The 18,753-nt window shown below is 66.8% G+C and carries 19 protein-coding genes; 15 read left to right on the forward strand and 4 right to left on the reverse strand.

The genetic code is table 11. The annotated features are described in order from the left end of the window. Positions 1-7 precede the first annotated feature (7 nt). Complete coding sequence (locus tag SB771_RS22540) at positions 8-874, forward strand: 4Fe-4S dicluster domain-containing protein (protein ID WP_175660074.1); 867 nt, start codon at positions 8-10, stop codon at positions 872-874. A 93-nt stretch (positions 875-967) separates the two neighbouring features. On the opposite strand, the gene SB771_RS22545 is transcribed toward SB771_RS22540, so the two are convergent. Continuing rightward, positions 968-1,888 (reverse strand): LysR family transcriptional regulator, encoded by a 921-nt coding sequence (locus SB771_RS22545; RefSeq protein WP_175660073.1) that lies wholly within the window; start codon positions 1,886-1,888, stop codon positions 968-970. A 110-nt stretch (positions 1,889-1,998) separates the two neighbouring features. On the opposite strand from SB771_RS22545, the gene SB771_RS22550 reads away from it, so the two are divergent. The 6 genes from SB771_RS22550 (at position 1,999) to SB771_RS22575 (ending at position 7,659) form a co-directional block, all read left to right on the forward strand. Further along, positions 1,999-2,736, forward strand: a complete 738-nt coding sequence (locus tag SB771_RS22550) for an SDR family oxidoreductase (RefSeq protein WP_175660072.1) — start codon at positions 1,999-2,001, stop codon at positions 2,734-2,736. Between the two features lie 56 nt (positions 2,737-2,792). Beyond that, a complete protein-coding gene (locus tag SB771_RS22555) occupies positions 2,793-3,875 on the forward strand; it encodes an alkene reductase (protein WP_175660071.1) in 1,083 nt (360 codons plus the stop codon). 362 nt (positions 3,876-4,237) lie between these two features. Then, the gene (locus tag SB771_RS22560) at positions 4,238-5,074 is read left to right on the forward strand and encodes an alpha/beta fold hydrolase (RefSeq protein ID WP_175660070.1); all 837 of its coding nucleotides are present in this window, start codon (positions 4,238-4,240) and stop codon (positions 5,072-5,074) included. Between the two features lie 259 nt (positions 5,075-5,333). Further along, positions 5,334-5,972, forward strand: a complete 639-nt coding sequence (locus tag SB771_RS22565; protein ID WP_175660069.1) for a TetR/AcrR family transcriptional regulator — start codon at positions 5,334-5,336, stop codon at positions 5,970-5,972. A 45-nt stretch (positions 5,973-6,017) separates the two neighbouring features. Then, the gene (locus SB771_RS22570; RefSeq protein WP_175660068.1) at positions 6,018-7,001 is read left to right on the forward strand and encodes an MDR family oxidoreductase; all 984 of its coding nucleotides are present in this window, start codon (positions 6,018-6,020) and stop codon (positions 6,999-7,001) included. A 79-nt stretch (positions 7,002-7,080) separates the two neighbouring features. Then, entirely contained in the window at positions 7,081-7,659 is a 579-nt protein-coding gene (locus SB771_RS22575) for a peroxidase-related enzyme (RefSeq protein ID WP_175660067.1), read from the forward strand. Between the two features lie 133 nt (positions 7,660-7,792). Here SB771_RS22575 and SB771_RS22580 read toward each other — a convergent pair whose 3' ends face one another. Both SB771_RS22580 and SB771_RS22585 read right to left on the reverse strand, forming a co-directional pair. Continuing rightward, complete coding sequence (locus SB771_RS22580) at positions 7,793-8,674, reverse strand: SDR family NAD(P)-dependent oxidoreductase (protein WP_175660066.1); 882 nt, start codon at positions 8,672-8,674, stop codon at positions 7,793-7,795. Between the two features lie 174 nt (positions 8,675-8,848). Beyond that, positions 8,849-9,427, reverse strand: a complete 579-nt coding sequence (locus SB771_RS22585) for a TetR/AcrR family transcriptional regulator (RefSeq protein WP_175660065.1) — start codon at positions 9,425-9,427, stop codon at positions 8,849-8,851. Positions 9,428-9,630: 203 nt separating this feature from the next. Between SB771_RS22585 and zwf the strand changes: the two genes are divergently transcribed. Beyond that, positions 9,631-11,106 carry a glucose-6-phosphate dehydrogenase gene (gene zwf / locus SB771_RS22590; RefSeq protein ID WP_011659703.1) on the forward strand — a complete coding sequence of 492 codons (1,476 nt, stop codon included), beginning with the start codon at positions 9,631-9,633 and terminating at the stop codon, positions 11,104-11,106. A 121-nt stretch (positions 11,107-11,227) separates the two neighbouring features. On the opposite strand, the gene SB771_RS22595 is transcribed toward zwf, so the two are convergent. Beyond that, positions 11,228-12,172 (reverse strand): LysR family transcriptional regulator, encoded by a 945-nt coding sequence (locus SB771_RS22595; protein ID WP_126226153.1) that lies wholly within the window; start codon positions 12,170-12,172, stop codon positions 11,228-11,230. A 112-nt stretch (positions 12,173-12,284) separates the two neighbouring features. Here SB771_RS22595 and SB771_RS22600 point away from each other — a divergent pair, with 112 nt between their 5' ends. From SB771_RS22600 to SB771_RS22630, 7 genes are all read left to right on the forward strand, one after another. Then, positions 12,285-13,487: an MFS transporter gene (locus SB771_RS22600; RefSeq protein ID WP_175660064.1), complete on the forward strand. Its 1,203-nt coding sequence runs from the start codon at positions 12,285-12,287 to the stop codon at positions 13,485-13,487. A 29-nt stretch (positions 13,488-13,516) separates the two neighbouring features. Beyond that, positions 13,517-13,840, forward strand: a complete 324-nt coding sequence (locus SB771_RS22605; protein ID WP_175660063.1) for a MoaF-related domain-containing protein — start codon at positions 13,517-13,519, stop codon at positions 13,838-13,840. A gap of 16 nt (positions 13,841-13,856) precedes the next feature. Then, on the forward strand, positions 13,857-14,807 hold the full coding sequence (locus SB771_RS22610; protein ID WP_011659706.1) for an LLM class oxidoreductase: 951 nt from the start codon (positions 13,857-13,859) through the stop codon (positions 14,805-14,807). Positions 14,808-14,960: 153 nt separating this feature from the next. Continuing rightward, complete coding sequence (dkgB, locus tag SB771_RS22615; protein ID WP_105830535.1) at positions 14,961-15,767, forward strand: 2,5-didehydrogluconate reductase DkgB; 807 nt, start codon at positions 14,961-14,963, stop codon at positions 15,765-15,767. A gap of 65 nt (positions 15,768-15,832) precedes the next feature. After that, positions 15,833-16,948 carry an alkene reductase gene (locus tag SB771_RS22620; protein WP_175660062.1) on the forward strand — a complete coding sequence of 372 codons (1,116 nt, stop codon included), beginning with the start codon at positions 15,833-15,835 and terminating at the stop codon, positions 16,946-16,948. Positions 16,949-16,979: 31 nt separating this feature from the next. Next, a complete protein-coding gene (locus SB771_RS22625) occupies positions 16,980-17,984 on the forward strand; it encodes an aldo/keto reductase (RefSeq protein ID WP_175660061.1) in 1,005 nt (334 codons plus the stop codon). Between the two features lie 190 nt (positions 17,985-18,174). Next, positions 18,175-18,711, forward strand: a complete 537-nt coding sequence (locus SB771_RS22630) for a DUF3455 domain-containing protein (RefSeq protein WP_175660060.1) — start codon at positions 18,175-18,177, stop codon at positions 18,709-18,711. Positions 18,712-18,753: the final 42 nt, after the last annotated feature.

Below are 18,753 nucleotides of genomic sequence, written 5' to 3' on the forward strand. Positions count from 1 at the left end.
GTTTCAAATGAGCAAGTGGAACCTGATTATCAAGGTCGGACGTTGCGAGAACTGCCAGAACTGCGTGATCGCCACGCGGGACGAACACGTCGGCAACGACTTTCCCGGTTACGCCGCGCCGGCCTCGGCCAACGCCGAGAGCCCGATCCGCATCCTGCGTCGCGTACAGGGCGCCGCGCATATGGTCCAGACCACTTATTTACCGGTCATGTGCAATCACTGCGACGACGCGCCCTGCATGCGTGTCGGCGGCGGCGCCGTTCGCAAGCGTGCCGACGGCATCGTCATCATCGATCCGGACAAGGCACGAGGCCGCAAGGACATCGTCAAGGCCTGCCCTTACAAGGCAATCGTCTGGAACGAAGCGTTGCAACTGCCGCAGATCTGGATCTTCGATGCGCATTTGCTCGACCAGGGTTGGCCCCGCCCGCGTTGTCAGCAGTCGTGCCCCACCGATGTCTTCGAGGCGGTCAAGCTCGATGACACGGCGATGGCCGAGAAGGCCCGACGGGAGGGACTCAAGGTATTGCGAGCCGACCTAGGCACGAAGCCCCGCGTGTGGTACAGCGGCCTCGAGCGCTGGGAAACCTGCTTCATCGGCGGAAGTATCAGTGTCCAGGCAGGAGACGCGGTCGAGTGCGTCACGGATGCGGTCGTCGCGTTGTACTACGCTAATCTGCAGGTCGCCGAAACGGTGTCCAACGGATTCGGTGATTTCCGCTTCGATGGTCTTGCCAAGGGCAGCGGCCCCTACAAAGTCAAAATCCGGCACGCGCTCGGCACCGCCTGGCGCGAGTGCGAATTGGGCGAGAGCGTGTACCTCGGAGAAATCAGGCTCAGTCGGTCGAAAAGCGCCGTGGCGATCGAGTGCTGATGATCCGGGGAAGGCTGAACGCTGCGGGGCTCGCACTGATTTCCGGCACGCCGCCTTCCCGCGGCGAGCCACCCGAACATCATCGGACAGGCGTCACTTATCGGCCGCATACGAAGCAAACACCTTCGTCAGGTGTGCAACGAATGCTTTGACATTCGGGCTGCTGCGCCGGCTCTCCGGCCACAGCGCCGTGATCGTGGAGCGCGGTTCGACGAACTCGGTGAGGACCTGCACCAGCTCCCCGCGCTTGACGTAGGACGCGGCCACATAGGCCGGTGTAATGCCGACGCCTCCGCCCGCGACCATCACGGCGGCGACGGCATCGCTGGTATCGACCACGATGCCGGCGTCCGGTATCAGGTCGAGCGATCCGTCACCGGTGACAAAATTCCAGCGAAAGACCTGTCCTGAACTCTGAAATCGGAAATTCACGCAATCGTGATCCACGAGGTCGTCGGGGTGTTTGGGGACACCGCGCCGGGCCAGGTAGTCCGGGGATGCGTAGGCGCCGATATGGTGAGGGGAAAGCTGGCGCGAGATCAAACGGGAACCGCTTAGATCTCCTACTCGAATGGCCACATCGACGCCTTCACCGACCAGATCGACGAAATGGTCGCCCAGGCGCAGGTCGATGGACAGCTTGGGGAAACGCTTCCGAAACGCAGGTAGCGCAGGCGCGATCAGATGAATCCCGATCGGGAGCGGCGCGGTGACTTTCAGGGTGCCGGCCGGCTCGGATCGCGCCGAGACCGCGGCCTGCTCGATCGCCTCCATTTCCGCAAGCAAGCGCAACGTGCGTTCATGCAGCTCGCGCCCCTCCTGGGTCAGCGTCAATGATCGGGTGGTCCGGTTGAACAGTTTCAGCTCGAAGTGCTGCTCGAGACGCTGGATGCTCTTGCTCACGGCCGACGGTGTGACGCCAAGCGCCCGAGCGGCGGCCGAATAACTCCCTAACGACGCCGCACGGCTGAATGCGATGAGACCCGTCAGGCGGTCCAGGCTGATTTGTTCCATAGCGGAATGATTGAAGAGAGTTTGGCGCTGATTATCAATATCAATTGGCAAGTATAGAGTGCTGTCCAAGACGCCGCACTGGGTTGCGTCAGCCGACAGGACCTACTTTCATGACTACCGATTTCGCCGCCCGTTCACTCGATAACAAGTCCGTCCTCATCATTGGCGGAACCTCCGGCATTGGCCTTTCCGCGGCCAAACAAGCGAAGGCCGCCGGGGCGAACGTCACCGTGATCGGCTTCAACGCGGAGGGCGCTGAACGCGTCGCCACCGAGAATGGTTTTGCGGGTTGGCGCGCCGCCGACGTGACCAAGCCTGAGACCCTCACCGCGGCGCTGGCCGACATCGCACACGTCGACCATCTCGTCCTCCTCGCCGGGACCTTCGTGGCAGGCAAGGTGCTGGAAGCGGATGTCGACTATCTGCGTCGTGCGTTCGACGAACGTGTGTGGGCATCCGTGCACACGTTGCGCACGCTCGGTGATCGCCTGGCCGCCGATGGATCCATCACGTTCATTTCGGGTGTGCTGGCCGACCGACCCAATGCCTACGGCACGGCCATTCTTGCGTCGGCGTCCGCCGCGATGGAAGCGCTGGCCCGGGGCTTGGTGCTTGAACTGGCGCCGCGCCGCGTCAACACCGTCTCGCCCGGCACCACCGACACGCCGCTGCTTGCCCGCACGCTCGGCGACGGTCGCGACGCATACGTGAACGCATTGAAAGAAAAATTGCCGCTGCATCGTTTGGGTACCGCCGACGAAGTGGGCGCCGCGGTGGTGTTCCTGATGAGCAACGGTTTCATGAACGGCGAGACGATCCACATCGACGGCGGTGCCCGTCTCGTGTGATGTGGGCTGAAGGGCTCCCGGTATTTCAAGCTGACAAGGAACAAGAAGGAGGTTTGGTGCCTACGCTGTTTGATCCCATTCGACTGGGCGCGATCGAAGCGCCCAACCGTATCCTGATGGCGCCCATGACACGTGCCCGGGGAACACGCGAGCACGTACCCACCGCGATGATGGCCGACTATTACAGTCAACGCGCATCCGCAGGTCTCATCATCTCGGAGGCCATTGGCATTTCCCGGCAGGGGTTGGGTTGGCCCTACGCGACCGGCCTGTGGACGCCTGCCCAGGTGGCCGGCTGGCGAAAAGTGACCGACGCCGTGCACGAAGCGGGCGGCCGCATCATTGCCCAGCTGTGGCACATGGGCCGCGTGGTGCATCCGAGCTTTCTCGATGGCGCGCAGCCTGTGTCGTCGTCCATGACGACGGCACCGGGCCATGCCCATACTTATGAAGGAAAGCAGTCCTACGCGCCGGCGCGCGCACTGGCGACGCACGAAATTCCCGCCGTGATCGAACAGTTCGCCGCCGCTGCACGTAACGCACTGCAGGCCGGCTTCGACGGCGTGCAGTTGCATGCGTCGAACGGTTATCTGATCGACCAATTCCTGCGAGACAGCGCCAACTTCCGCGGCGACGCGTATGGCGGCTCGATCTCCAATCGGCTCCGGCTTCTGATCGAGGTAACCGAGGCTGTCGCGGATGTCGTGGGCGCCGATCGCACCAGCGTTCGCCTGTCTCCCAACGGCGAAACCCTGGGCGTGCGTGATAGCGATCCGTTGCCGCTGTTCATCGCGGCCGCCGAGGCGCTATCCACGGTCGGGATCGCGTTCCTGGAACTACGTGAACCGCCACTGAACGGCAGTTTCGGCGTCGGCTATCTCGATCCGCTCGCGGCGCGGATCCGCCCGGCTTTCAAAGGACCGCTGGTGCTCAACTCGGATTTCGACGCGGCCCGAGCCCAGGCTGAACTCGATGCCGGTATTGGCGATGCCGTGGCTTTCGGGCGCCCTTTCATCTCGAATCCGGACTACCCGCGCCGTCTAGCCAATTCGATTCCGCTTGCGTCGGACGACCCGACAACGTGGTTCACGCAAGGCGCGGACGGTTACGTCGATTACCCGGGCGCGACGTCGGCTTGACGACACGCTGCGTGACGGGGCTCAAGAGCGAACGGCGCCATCGGAAACGACGCACTGGTCGATCCGGCCGCGTTCGTTGACGGTCACTCGCGGACGCGGAATCTCATGCTCACGGTGGTATCCGCGGCGATCGTGCCGCGCATGTCTACATTCACCTCGTCGGTATCACCGTGCGAAAGCCGTGGCCTTGGTCGCATTTTTTTGACGCCACCCATCGCGAAGCCGAGCTGCCGTGCGCGCCCATCACGCGAGCTTCTTTTCGTCTGCATCCCGCATTGCCGACACAACGACCGCTCTAGGTTGCGACGGCTCCATTCGCAGCAACCGTTACTTCCCTGCAACCGTACGAAAGGAAAACCATCATGTCATTCGTTACCACGCAAGACGGCGTCCAGATTTTTTACAAGGACTGGGGCCCGAAAGACGCGCAGCCGATCGTCTTCCATCACGGCTGGCCGCTCTCGTCGGATGACTGGGATGCCCAAATGTTGTTTTTCCTGTCGAACGGGTATCGCGTCATTGCCCACGACCGGCGCGGACATGGGCGCTCCGCGCAAGTCGCCGAAGGTCACGACATGGACCATTACGCAGCCGATGCGTTCGCCGTTGTCGAAGCGCTGGATCTTCGGGATGCAGTGCATATCGGTCACTCCACCGGCGGCGGCGAAGCCGCCCGCTATGTCGCGACGCACGGCGAGCCGGCCGGGCGTGTCGCCAAAGTGATACTGGTCAGCGCGGTGACACCGCTGATGCTGAAGACGGAGGCCAACCCGGACGGCGTGCCGATCGAGGTATTCGACGGGTTGCGGGCCGGCACGGCGGCCAATCGCGCTCAGTTCTTTCTCGATGTGCCGAGCGGCCCGTTTTACGGATTCAATCGAACCGGCGCGAAGATCGATCAAGGCGTGATTCGGAACTGGTGGCGCCAGGCCATGATGGGCAGCGCCAACGCGCATTACGAGGGCATCAAGGCGTTCTCCGAGACGGACCAGACCGACGATCTCAAGGCGATCAGCGTGCCGACGCTTGTGCTACATGGCGAAGACGACCAGATCGTCCCCTATGAGAATGCTGCGCTGAAGGCCATCAAACTGCTCGAGAACGGCACATTGAAGACCTATCCGGGCTACGGCCACGGCATGCTGACGGTCAATGCCGATGTGCTCAATGCAAATCTGCTGACCTTCGTGAAGGCTTGAAGATTCTCGTATCGATTCGTTATCCGATGTTTCAGCGTGACGATCGTGACGAGGCCGGGGAAGCGCATTCCCGATGACGGGTCGCTTCCCGGTCAACGATCACCGACAGCCACGCGTTCGGGAAAGCGGTCGGCTACCGGGACCGTGGCCGCATTGCCAACCCGTGGCCTGGTGACATCCCGTCGACGATCCGACACGTTATCGGCCAGGTCGTCGACCGAGCTATTGATTTTTGAGACGAACGGTCTATTATTCGCCCATGGACGTTCGAACTGATCCGCCTCGCCGCCGCGGCAGGCCACCGAAGCAGCACGAAGACCTCGTCGCGACGCGCGACATGCTGTTGCGCACCGGGCTGGAAGTGCTCACCGAGAAGGGCTTTTCGGCTACCGGGCTCGACGAGATCCTCGGGCGCGCCGGCGTGCCCAAGGGCTCGTTCTATCACTACTTCGACAGCAAGGAGGCGTTCGGCCTCGAACTGATCGATCGCTACGCGGACTTCTTCGCCCGCAAGCTGGACCGTCATTTCAGCCAGCCCGAGCCGTCGCCGCTGGCACGCGTGCGCGCGTTCGTCGACGATGCACGCGACGGCATGGCGCGCCATGCATACAACCGCGGCTGCCTGATCGGCAACCTCGGCCAGGAAATGGGCGCACTGCCGGAGAGTTTCCGTGCGCGTCTGCGCGCGACGTTCGAGGACTGGCAACGCCGGCTGGCCGCGTGCCTCACCGCCGCCCAGCAAGCCGGCGAGCTCGCCGAGTCGGCAGACCCCGCCGAGCTGGCCGCGTGCTTCTGGATCGGCTGGGAAGGCGCCGTGCTGCGCGCGAAGCTCGAACGCAGCGACGTGCCGCTTGCGCTGTTCGCGCAGTTTTTCTTCAATGGATTACCTCGCCGCTGAATTTTTTTGCCATTAACTAGACGATCGGTCTAAAAAGGAGGACGCATGTTCCAGGGCATCGTGATCGACAAGGACGACACCGGCCAGCACGCGCGGCTGCAGACGCTGGACGACGCGCAGTTGCCCGCGGGCAACGTGACGATCCGGGTTGGCTATTCGACGTTGAACTACAAGGACGGGCTGGCGATCACGGGCAAGAGCCCGGTGGTGCGCAAGTTTCCGATGGTGCCGGGCATCGATCTGGTCGGCGAGGTCGAGCACAGCACGCATCCTGATTACCGCGCGGGCGATCGGGTCGTGCTCAACGGCTGGGGCGTCGGCGAAACGCACTGGGGCGGCCTGGCCCAGAAGGCACGCGTCGACGGCGACTGGCTGGTGCCGCTGCCGTCCGCGTTTTCGCCGCAACAGGCGATGGCCATCGGCACGGCGGGCTACACCGCGATGCTGTGCGTGATGGCGCTGGAACGGCATGGCGTGCGCCCGGACGACGGCGAGATCGTCGTGACCGGCGCGGCAGGTGGCGTCGGCAGCGTCGCCATCGCCCTGCTCGCGCGGCTCGGCTATCGCGTCGTCGCCGTGACCGGCCGCCCGGCCGATGCCGACTACCTGCGGCAGCTCGGCGCGGCGGAGATTCTCGACCGCTCGCAATTCGGCGCACCGGGCAAGCCGCTCGGCAAGGAACGCTGGGCCGGCGCGGTCGATGTCGCGGGCAGTCACGTGCTCGCCAACGTGTGTGCGACCACGCGCTATCGTGGCGTGGTGACGGCCTGCGGCCTGGCCGCCGGCATGGACTTTCCCGCCACCGTCGCACCGTTCATCCTGCGCGGCGTGACGCTCGTCGGCATCGACAGCGTGATGTGCCCGCGCGCCGAACGGCTGGAGGCATGGCGCCGGCTCGCGTCCGATCTCGATGTCGAGAAGCTGGGCGCGATCGGTCATCAGGTCGGCCTGGGCAACGCCATACCGCTTGCCGAGGAACTGATCACCGGCAAGATACGCGGCCGCATCGTCGTGGACGTCAACGCATGACGCCGGCAACCCGTCGTTTCATGTCCGGCCGGCGGCTCGCGTGTCGCGTTCGCTCGTGCCACTTTATCCAGGGGACCTCATGACCGCTGCACACAATGCGCCCGTCAGCCGCTTTCCGGTGCCGGCGCTCGACGACCTGCCCGACGACATTCGCGCACGGATCGCTGCCGTCCAGGAAAAGTCGGGCTTCATCCCGAACGTATTCCTCACGCTCGCGCATCGCCCGGACGAGTTTCGCGCGTTCATGGCGTACCACGACGCGCTGATGGACAAGCCGGGCAACCTCACCAAGGCCGAACGGGAAATGATCGTCGTGGCCACCAGCGCCGTGAACCAGTGCCAGTACTGCGTGATCGCGCACGGCGCGATCCTGCGCATTCGCGCGAAGGATCCGCTGATCGCCGACCAGGTCGCGACCAACTACCGCAAGGCCGACATCACCGTCCGGCAGAAGGCGATGCTCGACTTCGCGATGAAGGTGTCGCAGACCGCGCATCGGGTGGGCGAAGCGGACTTCGACACGCTGAAGTCGCATGGCTTCACCGAAGAGGACGTCTGGGACATCGCGGCGATCTCGGCGTTCTTCGGGATGTCGAATCGCATCGCTAACGTGACGAACATGCGGCCCAACGCGGAGTTCTACGCGCTCGGGCGCTGAGGGCGTGCCGGCCGCGCGCGGTCGGCGCAGCATGATCCGCCGAGCCGGACGCGGGGAACAGCGCGACACCGAACTGGATGTCCCGGTTCCGACGCGCCGGCTCACGGCAAGCAGGAGTAGGAGCAGGGGCGGATCAGCGCTCGGTCCACTCCTTCAACGCCTCCAACCCGTCCGGCAGCGGCGCGTCCGGGAACACCGTCGACAACGTCGCGTCCCGCCACCGTGCCGCCTCCTCCGCGCGCTGCGTTTCCGCCTGCTCGCACACGAACAGCGCATCGCTGCCGAGCAGCAGCCGCATCGGCACGTCGTCGCGACGCGACAGCTCGACGATCAGCGCCGCGATCCGTGCGGGATCGCCGACCTCGTGGCCGCCATACGAACCGAGCAGTTCGAGAATCTTCCCGACCGACGGCTGATAGTCGGGCAGCAGGCCGTCGACGTGGCGCTTCGCCTGCGCGGCCCATTCGGTGCGCATCCCGCCCGGCTCGAGCGTGCACACGCGCACGCCGAACGGCGCGACTTCCTTCGACAGCACGTCGCTGAACCCGCCAACCGCCCACTTCGCGGCCTGATACGCGGACAGGCCGGCCGTCGCCGTGCGCCCGCCGACCGACGACACCTGGAAGATGTGCCCCGCGCGTTGCGCCCGCATCGTCGGCAGCACCGCGCGCGTCAGGTTGACCACGCCGAACAGGTTCGTTTCGATCTGGTCGCGGAAGTCGTCGGCGCCCATCTGCTCGAACGGCGCCGTATGACCGTAGCCCGCGTTGTTCACCAGCACGTCGATGCGTCCGAACGCGTCGCGGGCGGCGGCCACGGCATGCGCGGCCGCCGCCGCGTCGGTCACGTCGAGCTCGATCGGCAGCAGCCGGTCGCCGTACCGCGCTTCCAGATCGGCGAGCCGCGCCGGATCGCGCGCGCCGGCTACCAGCCGGTCGCCCGCCGCCAGCACCGCTTCCGAGATTGCACGCCCCAGGCCGCGTGCGGCCCCTGTCACCAGCCAGACTTTCGACATTTCCATTTCTCCGTAAAGTTGAAACCGTCAAAAATGAATGATTACTCACTCATTAATATGGGCGCTGAACCGGTCGTTTTGACCGTGCATCGCCCTGCCTGAAACCGCCTTCCATCGTCGCGGCGACGCCCGAACCAAACGCGCCGCCGCTCATCCCTCTACAACTTTCCGCTATCACACCGCGTGCAACACGGCCCACAGCGCGCGAAACCCGGCTTCCCGGTACGCATCGGCGCGCGCCGGATCGCGTGCGATCGACTCCATCGCCGTTTCCGCGATCGACGTGAACAGCGCCGTGCAGAACGCATGCGCGTTGTCGGCGTCGAGCCCGCCCGCGGCGGCACTCTGCGCGCGCAGCAGCGCGGTGATCGCGCCGAAGCCTTCGGTGCCGGCAGCACGATGCGCGTCGTCGATGCGGCCGCTCACGTCGAGCTGTCGCAGCGCGCGCTGCCCGTGCGGATCCGCGACGCCCCACGACACATAGCTGTTCCACACATGCCGCATGGCCTGCTCGGCCGGCGCATTCTCCGGAAACCCGGTGATCATCGCGTCGCGCAGGTCGGCCTTCAGGCTCAGGTACAGCGCGTTCAGCAGCGCATCCTTGGTCTCGAAATAGGTGAACACCGTGCCTTCCGCGACGCCGGCGAGCCGCGCGATGCGCGCGGTGGTCGCACTCGCGCCGTCCTCCGCGAGCGCGCGGGCAGCCGCGGCGAGGATGGCGTCGTGCTTGTCGGGACTGCGCGGTCGGGCCACGTTCGATTCCTTAAATGAGTGAGCGCTCAATCATAATCGCGTCGACGGCTGGACTGCAAGCCCTGTTACATACGGGGGAACCCATCCGCAATCGGTCAAAAGCGTGCACTATTAGCGTTTCCACGTACTGGCGCGCCAACGCACCGGCGGCCGGCACTTCGATGTTCGTTCCACGCTCACCCGTTTCAGACCGCGATCCACTCATGACGAATCAGCCCAACCAGACCGAAGCCGACCAGCCCGTCGACATGATCATCTTCGGCGGCGGCGGCGACCTGGCCGCCCGCAAGCTGTTGCCCGCGCTGTATATGGCGCACCTGCACTGCAACCTGCCGCCGCAGACGCGCATCATCGCGGTCGGCCGGCGCGACTGGGGCATCGACGGCTACCGCAAGTTCATGGACGAGCAGTCGCGCCCGTTCATCGACGAGAAGGCGTTCGACGCCGACGCGTGGGCCCGTTTCCTCGACCTGTTCAAGTACGTGCTGATCGACGTGAACGCGCCGGAAGACTACGCGCGCCTCGCCGAAGCGGCGCGCCCCGACGCGATCCACGTGTTCTACCTGTCGACGTCGCCGGAGCTGTTCACGACGATCTGCGACAACCTGTCGGCCGCGCACCTCGTCGATGCGCGCTCGCGCGTCGTGCTCGAAAAGCCGCTCGGCCACGATCTCGCGTCGGCGCAGGCGATCAACGATGCGGTCGGCCGGCATTTCGCGGAATCGCAGATCTACCGGATCGACCATTACCTCGGCAAGGAAACCGTGCAGAACCTGATGGTGCTGCGCTTCGGCAACCCGATCTTCGGGCCGCTGTGGCAGGCGCCGAGCATCCGCAGCGTGCAGATCACGGTGGCGGAGACGGTCGGCGTCGGCAGCCGCGCGGGCTTCTACGACCATACCGGCGCGCTGCGCGACATGGTGCAGAACCACCTGCTGCAACTGCTGTGCATCGTCGCGATGGAGCCGCCGGTGTCCCTCGACCCGGACGCGGTGCGCGACGAGAAGCTGAAGGTGCTGCGCTCGCTGCGGCCGATGGCGCTGTCGGATGTCGCGCGCGATACCGTGCGCGGCCAGTACACGGCCGGCGCGGTCGACGGCCAGCCGGTCAAGGGCTATCTCGAAGAAGACAACGTGCCGGCGGACAGCCACGCGGAAACCTTCGTCGCGCTGCGCGCGCACATCAACAACTGGCGCTGGGCGAACGTGCCGTTCTTCCTGCGCACCGGCAAGCGGCTGCAGCGCCGCCAGTCGGAAATCGTGATCGAGTTCGCGGACATGCCGTTCTCGATCATCCCGACCGGCCCGCGCCACTACAGCAACCGCCTCGTGATCCAGCTGCAGCCGGAAGAATCGATCCAGCTGCAGATGCTTGCGAAGGAGCCGGGCAGCGGGATGAAGATGGTGCCGGTGAGCCTGAACCTCGATCTGCAGCAGGCGATTCCGGAACGGCGCGCGGAAGCCTACGAGCGGCTGCTGATCGACGTGATCCGCGGGCGCCTCACGCATTTCATGCGCCGCGACGAGCTCGAGGCCGCGTGGTCGTGGGTCGAGCCGATCCTCAACGGCTGGAAGCAGCTTGGCGACCGTCCGCGCCTCTACACGGCCGGCACGTTCGGGCCGGCGGCCTCGTCGGCGCTGCTCGCGCGCGACAACATGTCGTGGTCCGAGGAAGCCTGACCACGGCATGACGGCAGGCCCGCGGCGCAAGCGCCGTGCGGCATGCCGGATCACTCCGGGCGCCCGATCGGGCGCCCGCAGTCAGCCCCCCATCGCCCGCCACCCTTCCAGCTCTCCGCCGTTACAGCGGCTCCAGCCACGCAGCCTTGCGCCGCGCCGGCGCCCCGCTGCCGCCGCTGCTGCCGCCCAGCACCTCGATCATGTAATCGACGAACGACGCGATCCGCGACGAAATCGCGGTGTTCCGGTAATACACCGCGTTGATCGGCTGTTCGACGTCGAGCGTCTGCCGCGCGAGCACCTGCACGAGCCGCCCGGCCTCGCGATCCTGCGCGGTCATGAAATCCGACAGGCACACGACGCCCGCGCCCTCCAGCGCGAGCTGCCGCAGCGTCTCGCCGCTCGACGACCAGATGCCGGGCTCGATGCGGCACGGCTCGCCGTCCGCGCCGAGGATCGGCCAGACGTTCAGCGATTCGGGCTGCGTGAAGCCGAGCAGTGTGTGCCTGGCGAGATCCTCGACCTTGCGCGGCTGGCCGTGCGCTTCGATGTATGCAGGGCTCGCGAGGATGCGCAGCCGGCTGTTGCCGATGCGCCGGCTGTGCAGCGTCGAATCCTTGAGCCGGCCGATGCGGATCGCGACGTCGGTGCGCCGCTCCAGCAGATCGATGATCCCCTCGTTGCTGTTCAGCTCCAGTTCGACCTTCGGGAACCGTTCGCGGTAGCCGTGCACGAGCGGCACGATCACGTGCAGCATGAACGGCGTCGCGGCATCGACGCGCAAGCGCCCCGACGGCATCTCGCGCCGCGCGAGCATCTGCTCCTCGGCGTTCTCGACCGATTCGATGATGGCGCGCGCATCCTGCAGGAACGCACGCCCTTCCTCGGTCAATTCGAGCCGGCGCGTGGTCCGGCGCAGCAGCGTGGTCTTCAGCTTCTCCTCGAGCCGCGCGAGGGTGCGGCTCGTGGCCGACACCGTGAGGTCGAGCTGCTGCGCGGCAGCGGTGATCGAACCGGAGTCGACCACGGCGGCAAAGGCCTGGAGTTCGTCGAGTGTGATCTTCATTGCTGGATTATTGATCCAAAATCAAAACAATTTGGTTTATAGACCCATTTTTCCGCAAAAGTAAAGACGGCACACTGCGCTCCATTGTCACCAGACCCTGGAGCCCACCGTCATGCCACTCGCCCTACTTGCGCTGACCATCAGCGCATTTGCCATCGGCACCACCGAATTCGTGATCGTCGGGCTGATCCCGACGATCGGCGCCGACCTCGGCGTCAGCCTGCCGTCGGCCGGCCTGCTCGTCAGCCTCTATGCGCTGAGCGTCGCGATCGGCGCGCCGCTCCTTACCGCGCTCACCGGCCGCGTGCCGCGCAAGACGCTGCTCGCCGCGCTGATGGCGCTGTTCACCGTCGGCAACCTCGTGGCCTGGCAGGCGCCCGGCTACGAATCGCTGATCGTCGCGCGCGTGCTCACCGGCCTCGCCCACGGCGTGTTCTTCTCGGTCGGCTCGATCATCGCCACCACGCTCGTGCCGAAGGACAAGGCCGCCAGCGCGATCGCGACGATGTTCAGCGGGATGACCGTCGCGTTCGTCGCCGGCATTCCGCTCGGCACCTTCATCGGCCAGCACTTCGGATGGCGCGCGACGTTCCTGGTCGTCGCGCTGTTCGGCCTCGTCGCGTTCGTCGGCGCGGTCGCGTTCGTGCCGCGCGGCCTTCCGCGGACGCCGCCGGCGCCGCTCGCCCGCCAGTTCCGCGTGCTCGCCCAGCCGCGCCTGCTGCTCGTCTATGCGATGACGGCGGTCGGCTACGGCGGCTCGCTGATCGCGTTCACCTACATGGCGCCGCTGCTCGAACAGATCGCCGGCTTCACGCCGTCGCAGGTCAGTCTCGTGCTGGTCGGCTATGGCGTGTCGGTCGCGTTCGGCAACGTGTGGGGCGGCAAGCTCGCGGACGCCATCGGCCCGGTCAAGGCGCTCAAGCGGATCTTCCTGTTGCTCGCGATCGTGCTGCTCGCGCTGACCTTCACGGTGCACGTGAAGTGGCTGGCGGTGCTGACGATGCTCGCATGGGGCGCCGTCGCATTCGGCAACGTGCCGGGCCTGCAGGTGTATGTCGTCAAGCAGGCGCGCCACTTCGCGCCGGACGCCACCGACGTCGCGTCGGGCTTCAACATCGCCGCGTTCAACCTCGGCGTCGCGGGCGGCTCGTCGCTCGGCGGCCTGATCGTCGCGAACGTCGGCCTCGGCCATACGCCGTGGATCGCCGCCGCCGTCACGCTCGGCGCCTTCGCGCTGACCGCGTTGAGCGGCCGCCTCGACCGCGGCCAGGGCCTGCCCGAACGCACGGCCGAACCCGTCGAACTCGCCCATTGAACGTCACTTTCCCGCAGGAGCGCATCAGCATGAACGCATCGACCCAACGTCCGCCGTTCGCCGGCAGGACTTTCGAAGTCCGTTACGACGGCCTCACAGCGCTGAACGCGTATGACGAGGACGGCCTCCACATGCGCTACGAGATCACCGAAGGCGCGTACGCCGGCGCGAAGGGCGAAGTCGCGTACACGTGGCGGCACGTCGCCGGCGAGACCTACGCGATCTCGTGGCAGGAAGCCGACCGCGCAACCGTCGTGCACCTCGACGATTTCGCCGCCGGCACGTCGCACGCATTCTTCACCGCGGCTTCGCTCGATTTCTACCGGCTCGAAGGCAGCCTGCGCGCGCGCTGAACGGAGCAACCCGACCATGTCCACTTCACTCGACAAGCTCGCCCGCGGCGGCTTCAGCATTGGCATCGAACTGCCGCTCGACAACGACTGGTCGCTGGCTGGCGCCGCGAAGCGCCAGCATGACGGCCGCCGCCCCGGCGTGCCCGACCTGACACTTCATGCGACGCTCGCGCGACTGGCCGACACGCTCGGCTTCCGCGCGCTCTGGGTGCGCGACGTGCCGGTGTACGACCCGTCGTTCGGCGATGCCGCGCAAGTGTTCGAGACCTTCTCGTATCTCGGCTACCTCGCCGGCATCACCCGCGACATCCTGCTCGGCACGGCAGCCGTCGTGCTGCCGCTGCGCGAACCGCTGCTGACGTTGAAATCGGCCGCGACGATCCAGGAGCTGAGCGACGGACGCCTGCTGCTCGGCGTCGCGAGCGGCGACCGGCCGGTCGAATATCCGCTGTTCGGCCGCGACTTCGCGTCACGCGGCGCGAATTTCCGCGACCAGATCGCGCTGCTGCGCGACGGCGCGCGCGGGCACCTGCCGCCGGGCCTGGACGTGTTGCCGGCCGCGCGTTCGCCGGTGCCGCTGCTCGTCGCGGGCCTCGCGCAGCAGACGCCCGCATGGATCGGCGAACACATGGACGGCTGCCTCGCCTATCCGGGCACGCCGGACGATCACCTGCAGCGCGCCGCGAACTGGCGCGCGGTGGCCGGCGACAAGCCGTACGTGAGCTTCATCCACCTCGACCTCGCGGAAGATCCGCACGAACCGCTTCAGCGGCACCGCTTCGGCGCGCGCGCCGGGCGCATCGCGCTGACGGAAGAGCTCGCGGCGATGCGCGACGCGGGCGTGCAGCACATCGGCCTGCATTTGCGCCGCAATCGCCGGCCGCTCGACGAGACGATGGCCGAGATTGCCGCGGACGTGCTGCCGGCGTTCCATCCGGCTAGCAACCCGCACACGTGCGTCGCATGAGGCCGGCCACGGCCCGCCGCGCGCGCCACGGCCGGCACCCGATCCTTGAATTTGAATCAAATATTTTTGACCTCTGAAGGCGTTTATCTCATCAGTCCCGAACGCCAGAATGACTTCCATACCGAACCCGTTCCACTTTCCCAGGAGCCCACGATGAGCAACGTTCCCGCATTCGGCCTCGGCACCTTCCGCCTGCAGGGCCAGGTCGTCATCGACTCGGTCCGCAATGGCCTCGACGTCGGCTACCGCGCGATCGACACCGCGCAGATCTACGGCAACGAAGCCGAAGTCGGCGAAGCGATCGCCGCATCGGGCGTGCGCCGCGAAGACCTGTTCCTCACGACCAAGATCTGGGTCGACAACTACGCGCCGGAAAAACTGGCGGCCAGCCTCGAGGAAAGCCTGCGCAAGCTGCGCACCGACACCGTCGACCTGACGCTGATCCACTGGCCGGCGCCGGGCAACGGCGTGTCGATCCAGGCGTTCATGACCGCGCTCGCCGACGCTAAGGCGAAGGGCCTCACGCGCCAGATCGGCATCTCGAACTTCAACATCGAACTGACGAAGGAAGCGATCGCGGCCGTCGGCAAGGATGCGATCGCGACGAACCAGATCGAACTGAGCCCGTACCTGCAGAACCGCAAGCTGGTCGAGTTCCTGAACGGCGAAGGCATCCACGTGACGTCGTACATGACGCTCGCCTACGGCAAGGTGCTCGGCGACCCGGTGATCGGCGCGATCGCGCAACGTCACGACGCGACGCCGGCGCAAGTCGCGCTCGCGTGGGCGCTGCAGCTCGGCTACTCGGTGATCCCGTCGTCGACGAAGCGCGAGAACCTCGCGAGCAACCTGCTCGCGCAGACGCTGCGCCTGACCGACGAAGACATGGCGCAGATCGCCGCGCTCGAGCGCAACGGCCGCGAAGTCGACCCGGCCGGCCTCGCGCCGAAGTGGGACTAAGCGCACCACACCCGTAATCGATTCGTTCGCGGCCAGCCGGCCGCGGCACCCGACAGGACCTCACCATGACCCACGACCCGCTTTTTCAACCGCTGCGATTCGGCGCGCTGACGCTGCCGAACCGTATCGTGATGCCGCCGATGACGCGTTCGCGCGCCAGCCAGCCCGGCGACGAAGCCAACGAACTGATGGCCGCGTATTACGCGCAGCGCGCGAGCGCCGGCCTGATCGTCAGCGAAGGCACCTACATCGCGCCGCTCGGCAAGGGCTACGCGTGGACGCCCGGCATCCACACGCCGTCGCAGGTCGCCGGCTGGCGCCGCGTGACGGACGCCGTGCACGCCGCGCACGGCCGCATCTTCGCGCAGCTGTGGCACGTCGGCCGGCTCAGCCACACGAGCCTGCTCGGCGGCGCGCAACCGGTGTCGTCGTCGCCGATCCAGGCGAAAGGCGTGAACGTGTTCATCGCCGGCGAGGACGGCAGCACGCCGGGCTTCGTGCAGGCGTCCGAGCCGCGCGCGCTGTCCGTCGACGAGATCCGCGAGATCGTCGATCAATACCGCGCCGCCGCCCGCCACGCGATCGAGGCCGGCTTCGACGGCGTCGAGCTGCACGGCGCGAATGGCTATCTCGTGAACCAGTTCATCGACTCGAACGCGAACACGCGCACCGACGCGTACGGCGGCTCGCTGGAAAACCGGCTGCGCTTCCTGCGCGAAGTCGTGCAGGCACTGATCGAAGGCACCGGCGACGCGTCGCGCGTCGGCGTCCGCCTCGCCCCGCTGACCACGCTGAACGGCTGCGTCGACGACGATCCCGAAACGACCTACCTCGCCGCCGCGAAGCTGCTCGGCGAACTCGGCATCGGCTACCTGCACATCGCGGAAGCCGACTGGGACGACGCGCCGCTGATGCCGGTCGAATTCAAGCGCCAACTGCGCGCCGTGTTCCCGGGCGTGCTGATCTACGCCGGCGCGTACACGGCCGAACGCGCCCGCGAAGCGATCGCCGCCGGCTGGGCCGACCTGATCGCATTCGGCCGCCCGTTCGTCGCGAACCCCGACCTGCCCGAGCGCCTGCGCACCGGCGCCGCGCTCGCGCCGCACGATCGCAACACGCTGTTCGGCGGCGGTGCGAAAGGTCTGACCGACTATCCGACGCTCGCGCAGGCCGCGGCCTGAGCGGGCGGCCGCAACGACTCCGAGACTGCTCATGAGAATCACGCTCCCTTCCCGCCTGGGTTTCGGCACCGCGCCGCTGGGCAACATGTACCGAGACATCCCGCACGACGAAGCGCTGGCCACCGTCGATGCCGCGTGGCGTGGCGGCATCCGCTACTTCGATGCCGCGCCGCTGTATGGCGCCGGCCTCGCCGAGCTGCGTCTCGGTGAAGCGCTCGCCGGACGGCCGCGCGACGAATATTCGCTCGGCACCAAGGTCGGCCGGCTCGTCCTCGACGAACACGAGGACGCGTCGCAACGCGATCTCGGCGAAAAAGGCGGGCTGTTCCGTCACGGCCTGCCGAACCGGATCGTCTACGACTACACCGCGGACGGCACGCTGCGCTCGATCGAGGCCAGCCTCACACGGCTGCGCACCGACCGGCTCGACACCGTGTGGATTCACGATCCGGCCGTCGATTTTCACGGCGACGCATGGCGCGACGTGTTCGACGTCGCGATGTCGGGCGCGGCGAAGGCGCTCACGCGGCTGCGCGACGAGAAGGTCATCAAGGGCTGGGGGCTCGGCGTGAACCGCGTCGAGCCGTGCGAACTCGCACTCGAGCGTTCGGATCCGGACGGCTTCCTGCTCGCCGGGCGCTATACGCTGCTCGATCACGCGGGTGCGCTCGAACGGCTGATGCCGGAAAGCGCCGCGCGCGGGCTCGGGATCATCGTCGGCGGCCCGTACAACTCGGGCGTGCTGGCGGGCGGCACGCATTTCGAGTACCAGCCGGCCACGCAGGCGATGCTCGAGCGCGTCGCGCGGATTCGCGGGCTCTGCGAACGGTTCGGTGTCGACGTACGTGCCGTGGCGCTGCAGTTCTCGCTCGCCCATCCAGCCGTCGCAGCGGCGATCCCCGGCGCGAGCCGGCCGGAGCGCATCGACGAGAACCTGCGTCTCGCGGCAGCGCCGATCCCGGCCGCACTGTGGGCGGCGCTGAAAGCCGAGCACCTGATCGCCGAGCACGCACCGACGCCGGCCGGCGCGGATTGAAGCGGTCTCAAGCGGTCTCAAGCGGTCTGAAGCGGCCGCTGCGGCGCTCAGCCGTGGCGTTCGCGCGCCTGCAATCGCGGCGGCTATCGTCGCGATTGCCATTTCCGAATTGCAGCCTGCGCAATCGGCGTCTAGCGTTTACGGGTTCGACTCCGCACGATCGTCACCCGACCTGAAAGGACGCGCCGCCATGCCAAGCCCCTCCCCGACACGCGACATGTTGCTGGCCTTCGCGGCCGGTCTTTCATTCGCGGCCTGCGCCGCGCCGGCCTACGCCGACGATGCAGCCGGCCTCGCGCCGCCCGGCCCCGCGACACCCGTGCTGTCGACGACCGCGACCGGCGTGCAGATCTACGCATGCGAATACGATGCCGACCACCGGCTCGCGTGGGCATTCCAGCGCCCGGAAGCGATGCTGTTCGATGCCGGCGGCACGCTCGTCGTGCGGCACGGCGCGGGGCCGTCATGGGAAGCGCTCGATGGCAACCGCATTACCGGCAAGAAGCTCGCGGAAGCGCCGAGCGCGCGCGCCGGCAGCGTTCCTCAATTGCTGCTCGCCGCGACGCCGGCCGCAACGGGCACGAAGGCCACGACCGGCACGCTCGCAGGCGTGCGCTTCGTGCAGCGGCTCGACACCGCGGGCGGCACGCCGCCGGAACCCGCGTGTTCGACCGAGCACGCGGTCGGCCGCTTTCCGTATTTCGCGCGCTACGTGTTCCTGAAGTAACACACGACGGCGGCCGCCCGAATCAGGGCGCCGCCGTCACAT

The organism is Burkholderia sp. SIMBA_051, assembly GCF_046534915.1.
Lineage (GTDB): Bacteria > Pseudomonadota > Gammaproteobacteria > Burkholderiales > Burkholderiaceae > Burkholderia > Burkholderia ambifaria.

Bases quoted from the DNA above. Each gene is read 5' to 3' on its own strand.
- SB771_RS22630 (WP_175660060.1), top strand. From the start codon at position 18,175: ATGCCAAGCCCCTCCCCGACACGCGACATGTTGCTGGCCTTCGCGGCC.
- SB771_RS22570 (WP_175660068.1), top strand. From the start codon at position 6,018: ATGTTCCAGGGCATCGTGATCGACAAGGACGACACCGGCCAGCACGCG.
- dkgB (WP_105830535.1), top strand. From the start codon at position 14,961: ATGAGCAACGTTCCCGCATTCGGCCTCGGCACCTTCCGCCTGCAGGGC.
- SB771_RS22600 (WP_175660064.1), top strand. From the start codon at position 12,285: ATGCCACTCGCCCTACTTGCGCTGACCATCAGCGCATTTGCCATCGGC.
- SB771_RS22560 (WP_175660070.1), top strand. From the start codon at position 4,238: ATGTCATTCGTTACCACGCAAGACGGCGTCCAGATTTTTTACAAGGAC.
- SB771_RS22575 (WP_175660067.1), top strand. From the start codon at position 7,081: ATGACCGCTGCACACAATGCGCCCGTCAGCCGCTTTCCGGTGCCGGCG.
- SB771_RS22550 (WP_175660072.1), top strand. From the start codon at position 1,999: ATGACTACCGATTTCGCCGCCCGTTCACTCGATAACAAGTCCGTCCTC.
- SB771_RS22580 (WP_175660066.1), bottom strand. From the start codon at position 8,674: ATGTCGAAAGTCTGGCTGGTGACAGGGGCCGCACGCGGCCTGGGGCGT.
- SB771_RS22545 (WP_175660073.1), bottom strand. From the start codon at position 1,888: ATGGAACAAATCAGCCTGGACCGCCTGACGGGTCTCATCGCATTCAGC.
- SB771_RS22610 (WP_011659706.1), top strand. From the start codon at position 13,857: ATGTCCACTTCACTCGACAAGCTCGCCCGCGGCGGCTTCAGCATTGGC.
- SB771_RS22540 (WP_175660074.1), top strand. From the start codon at position 8: ATGAGCAAGTGGAACCTGATTATCAAGGTCGGACGTTGCGAGAACTGC.
- SB771_RS22620 (WP_175660062.1), top strand. From the start codon at position 15,833: ATGACCCACGACCCGCTTTTTCAACCGCTGCGATTCGGCGCGCTGACG.
- SB771_RS22625 (WP_175660061.1), top strand. From the start codon at position 16,980: ATGAGAATCACGCTCCCTTCCCGCCTGGGTTTCGGCACCGCGCCGCTG.
- SB771_RS22605 (WP_175660063.1), top strand. From the start codon at position 13,517: ATGAACGCATCGACCCAACGTCCGCCGTTCGCCGGCAGGACTTTCGAA.
- SB771_RS22565 (WP_175660069.1), top strand. From the start codon at position 5,334: ATGGACGTTCGAACTGATCCGCCTCGCCGCCGCGGCAGGCCACCGAAG.
- zwf (WP_011659703.1), top strand. From the start codon at position 9,631: ATGACGAATCAGCCCAACCAGACCGAAGCCGACCAGCCCGTCGACATG.
- SB771_RS22595 (WP_126226153.1), bottom strand. From the start codon at position 12,172: ATGAAGATCACACTCGACGAACTCCAGGCCTTTGCCGCCGTGGTCGAC.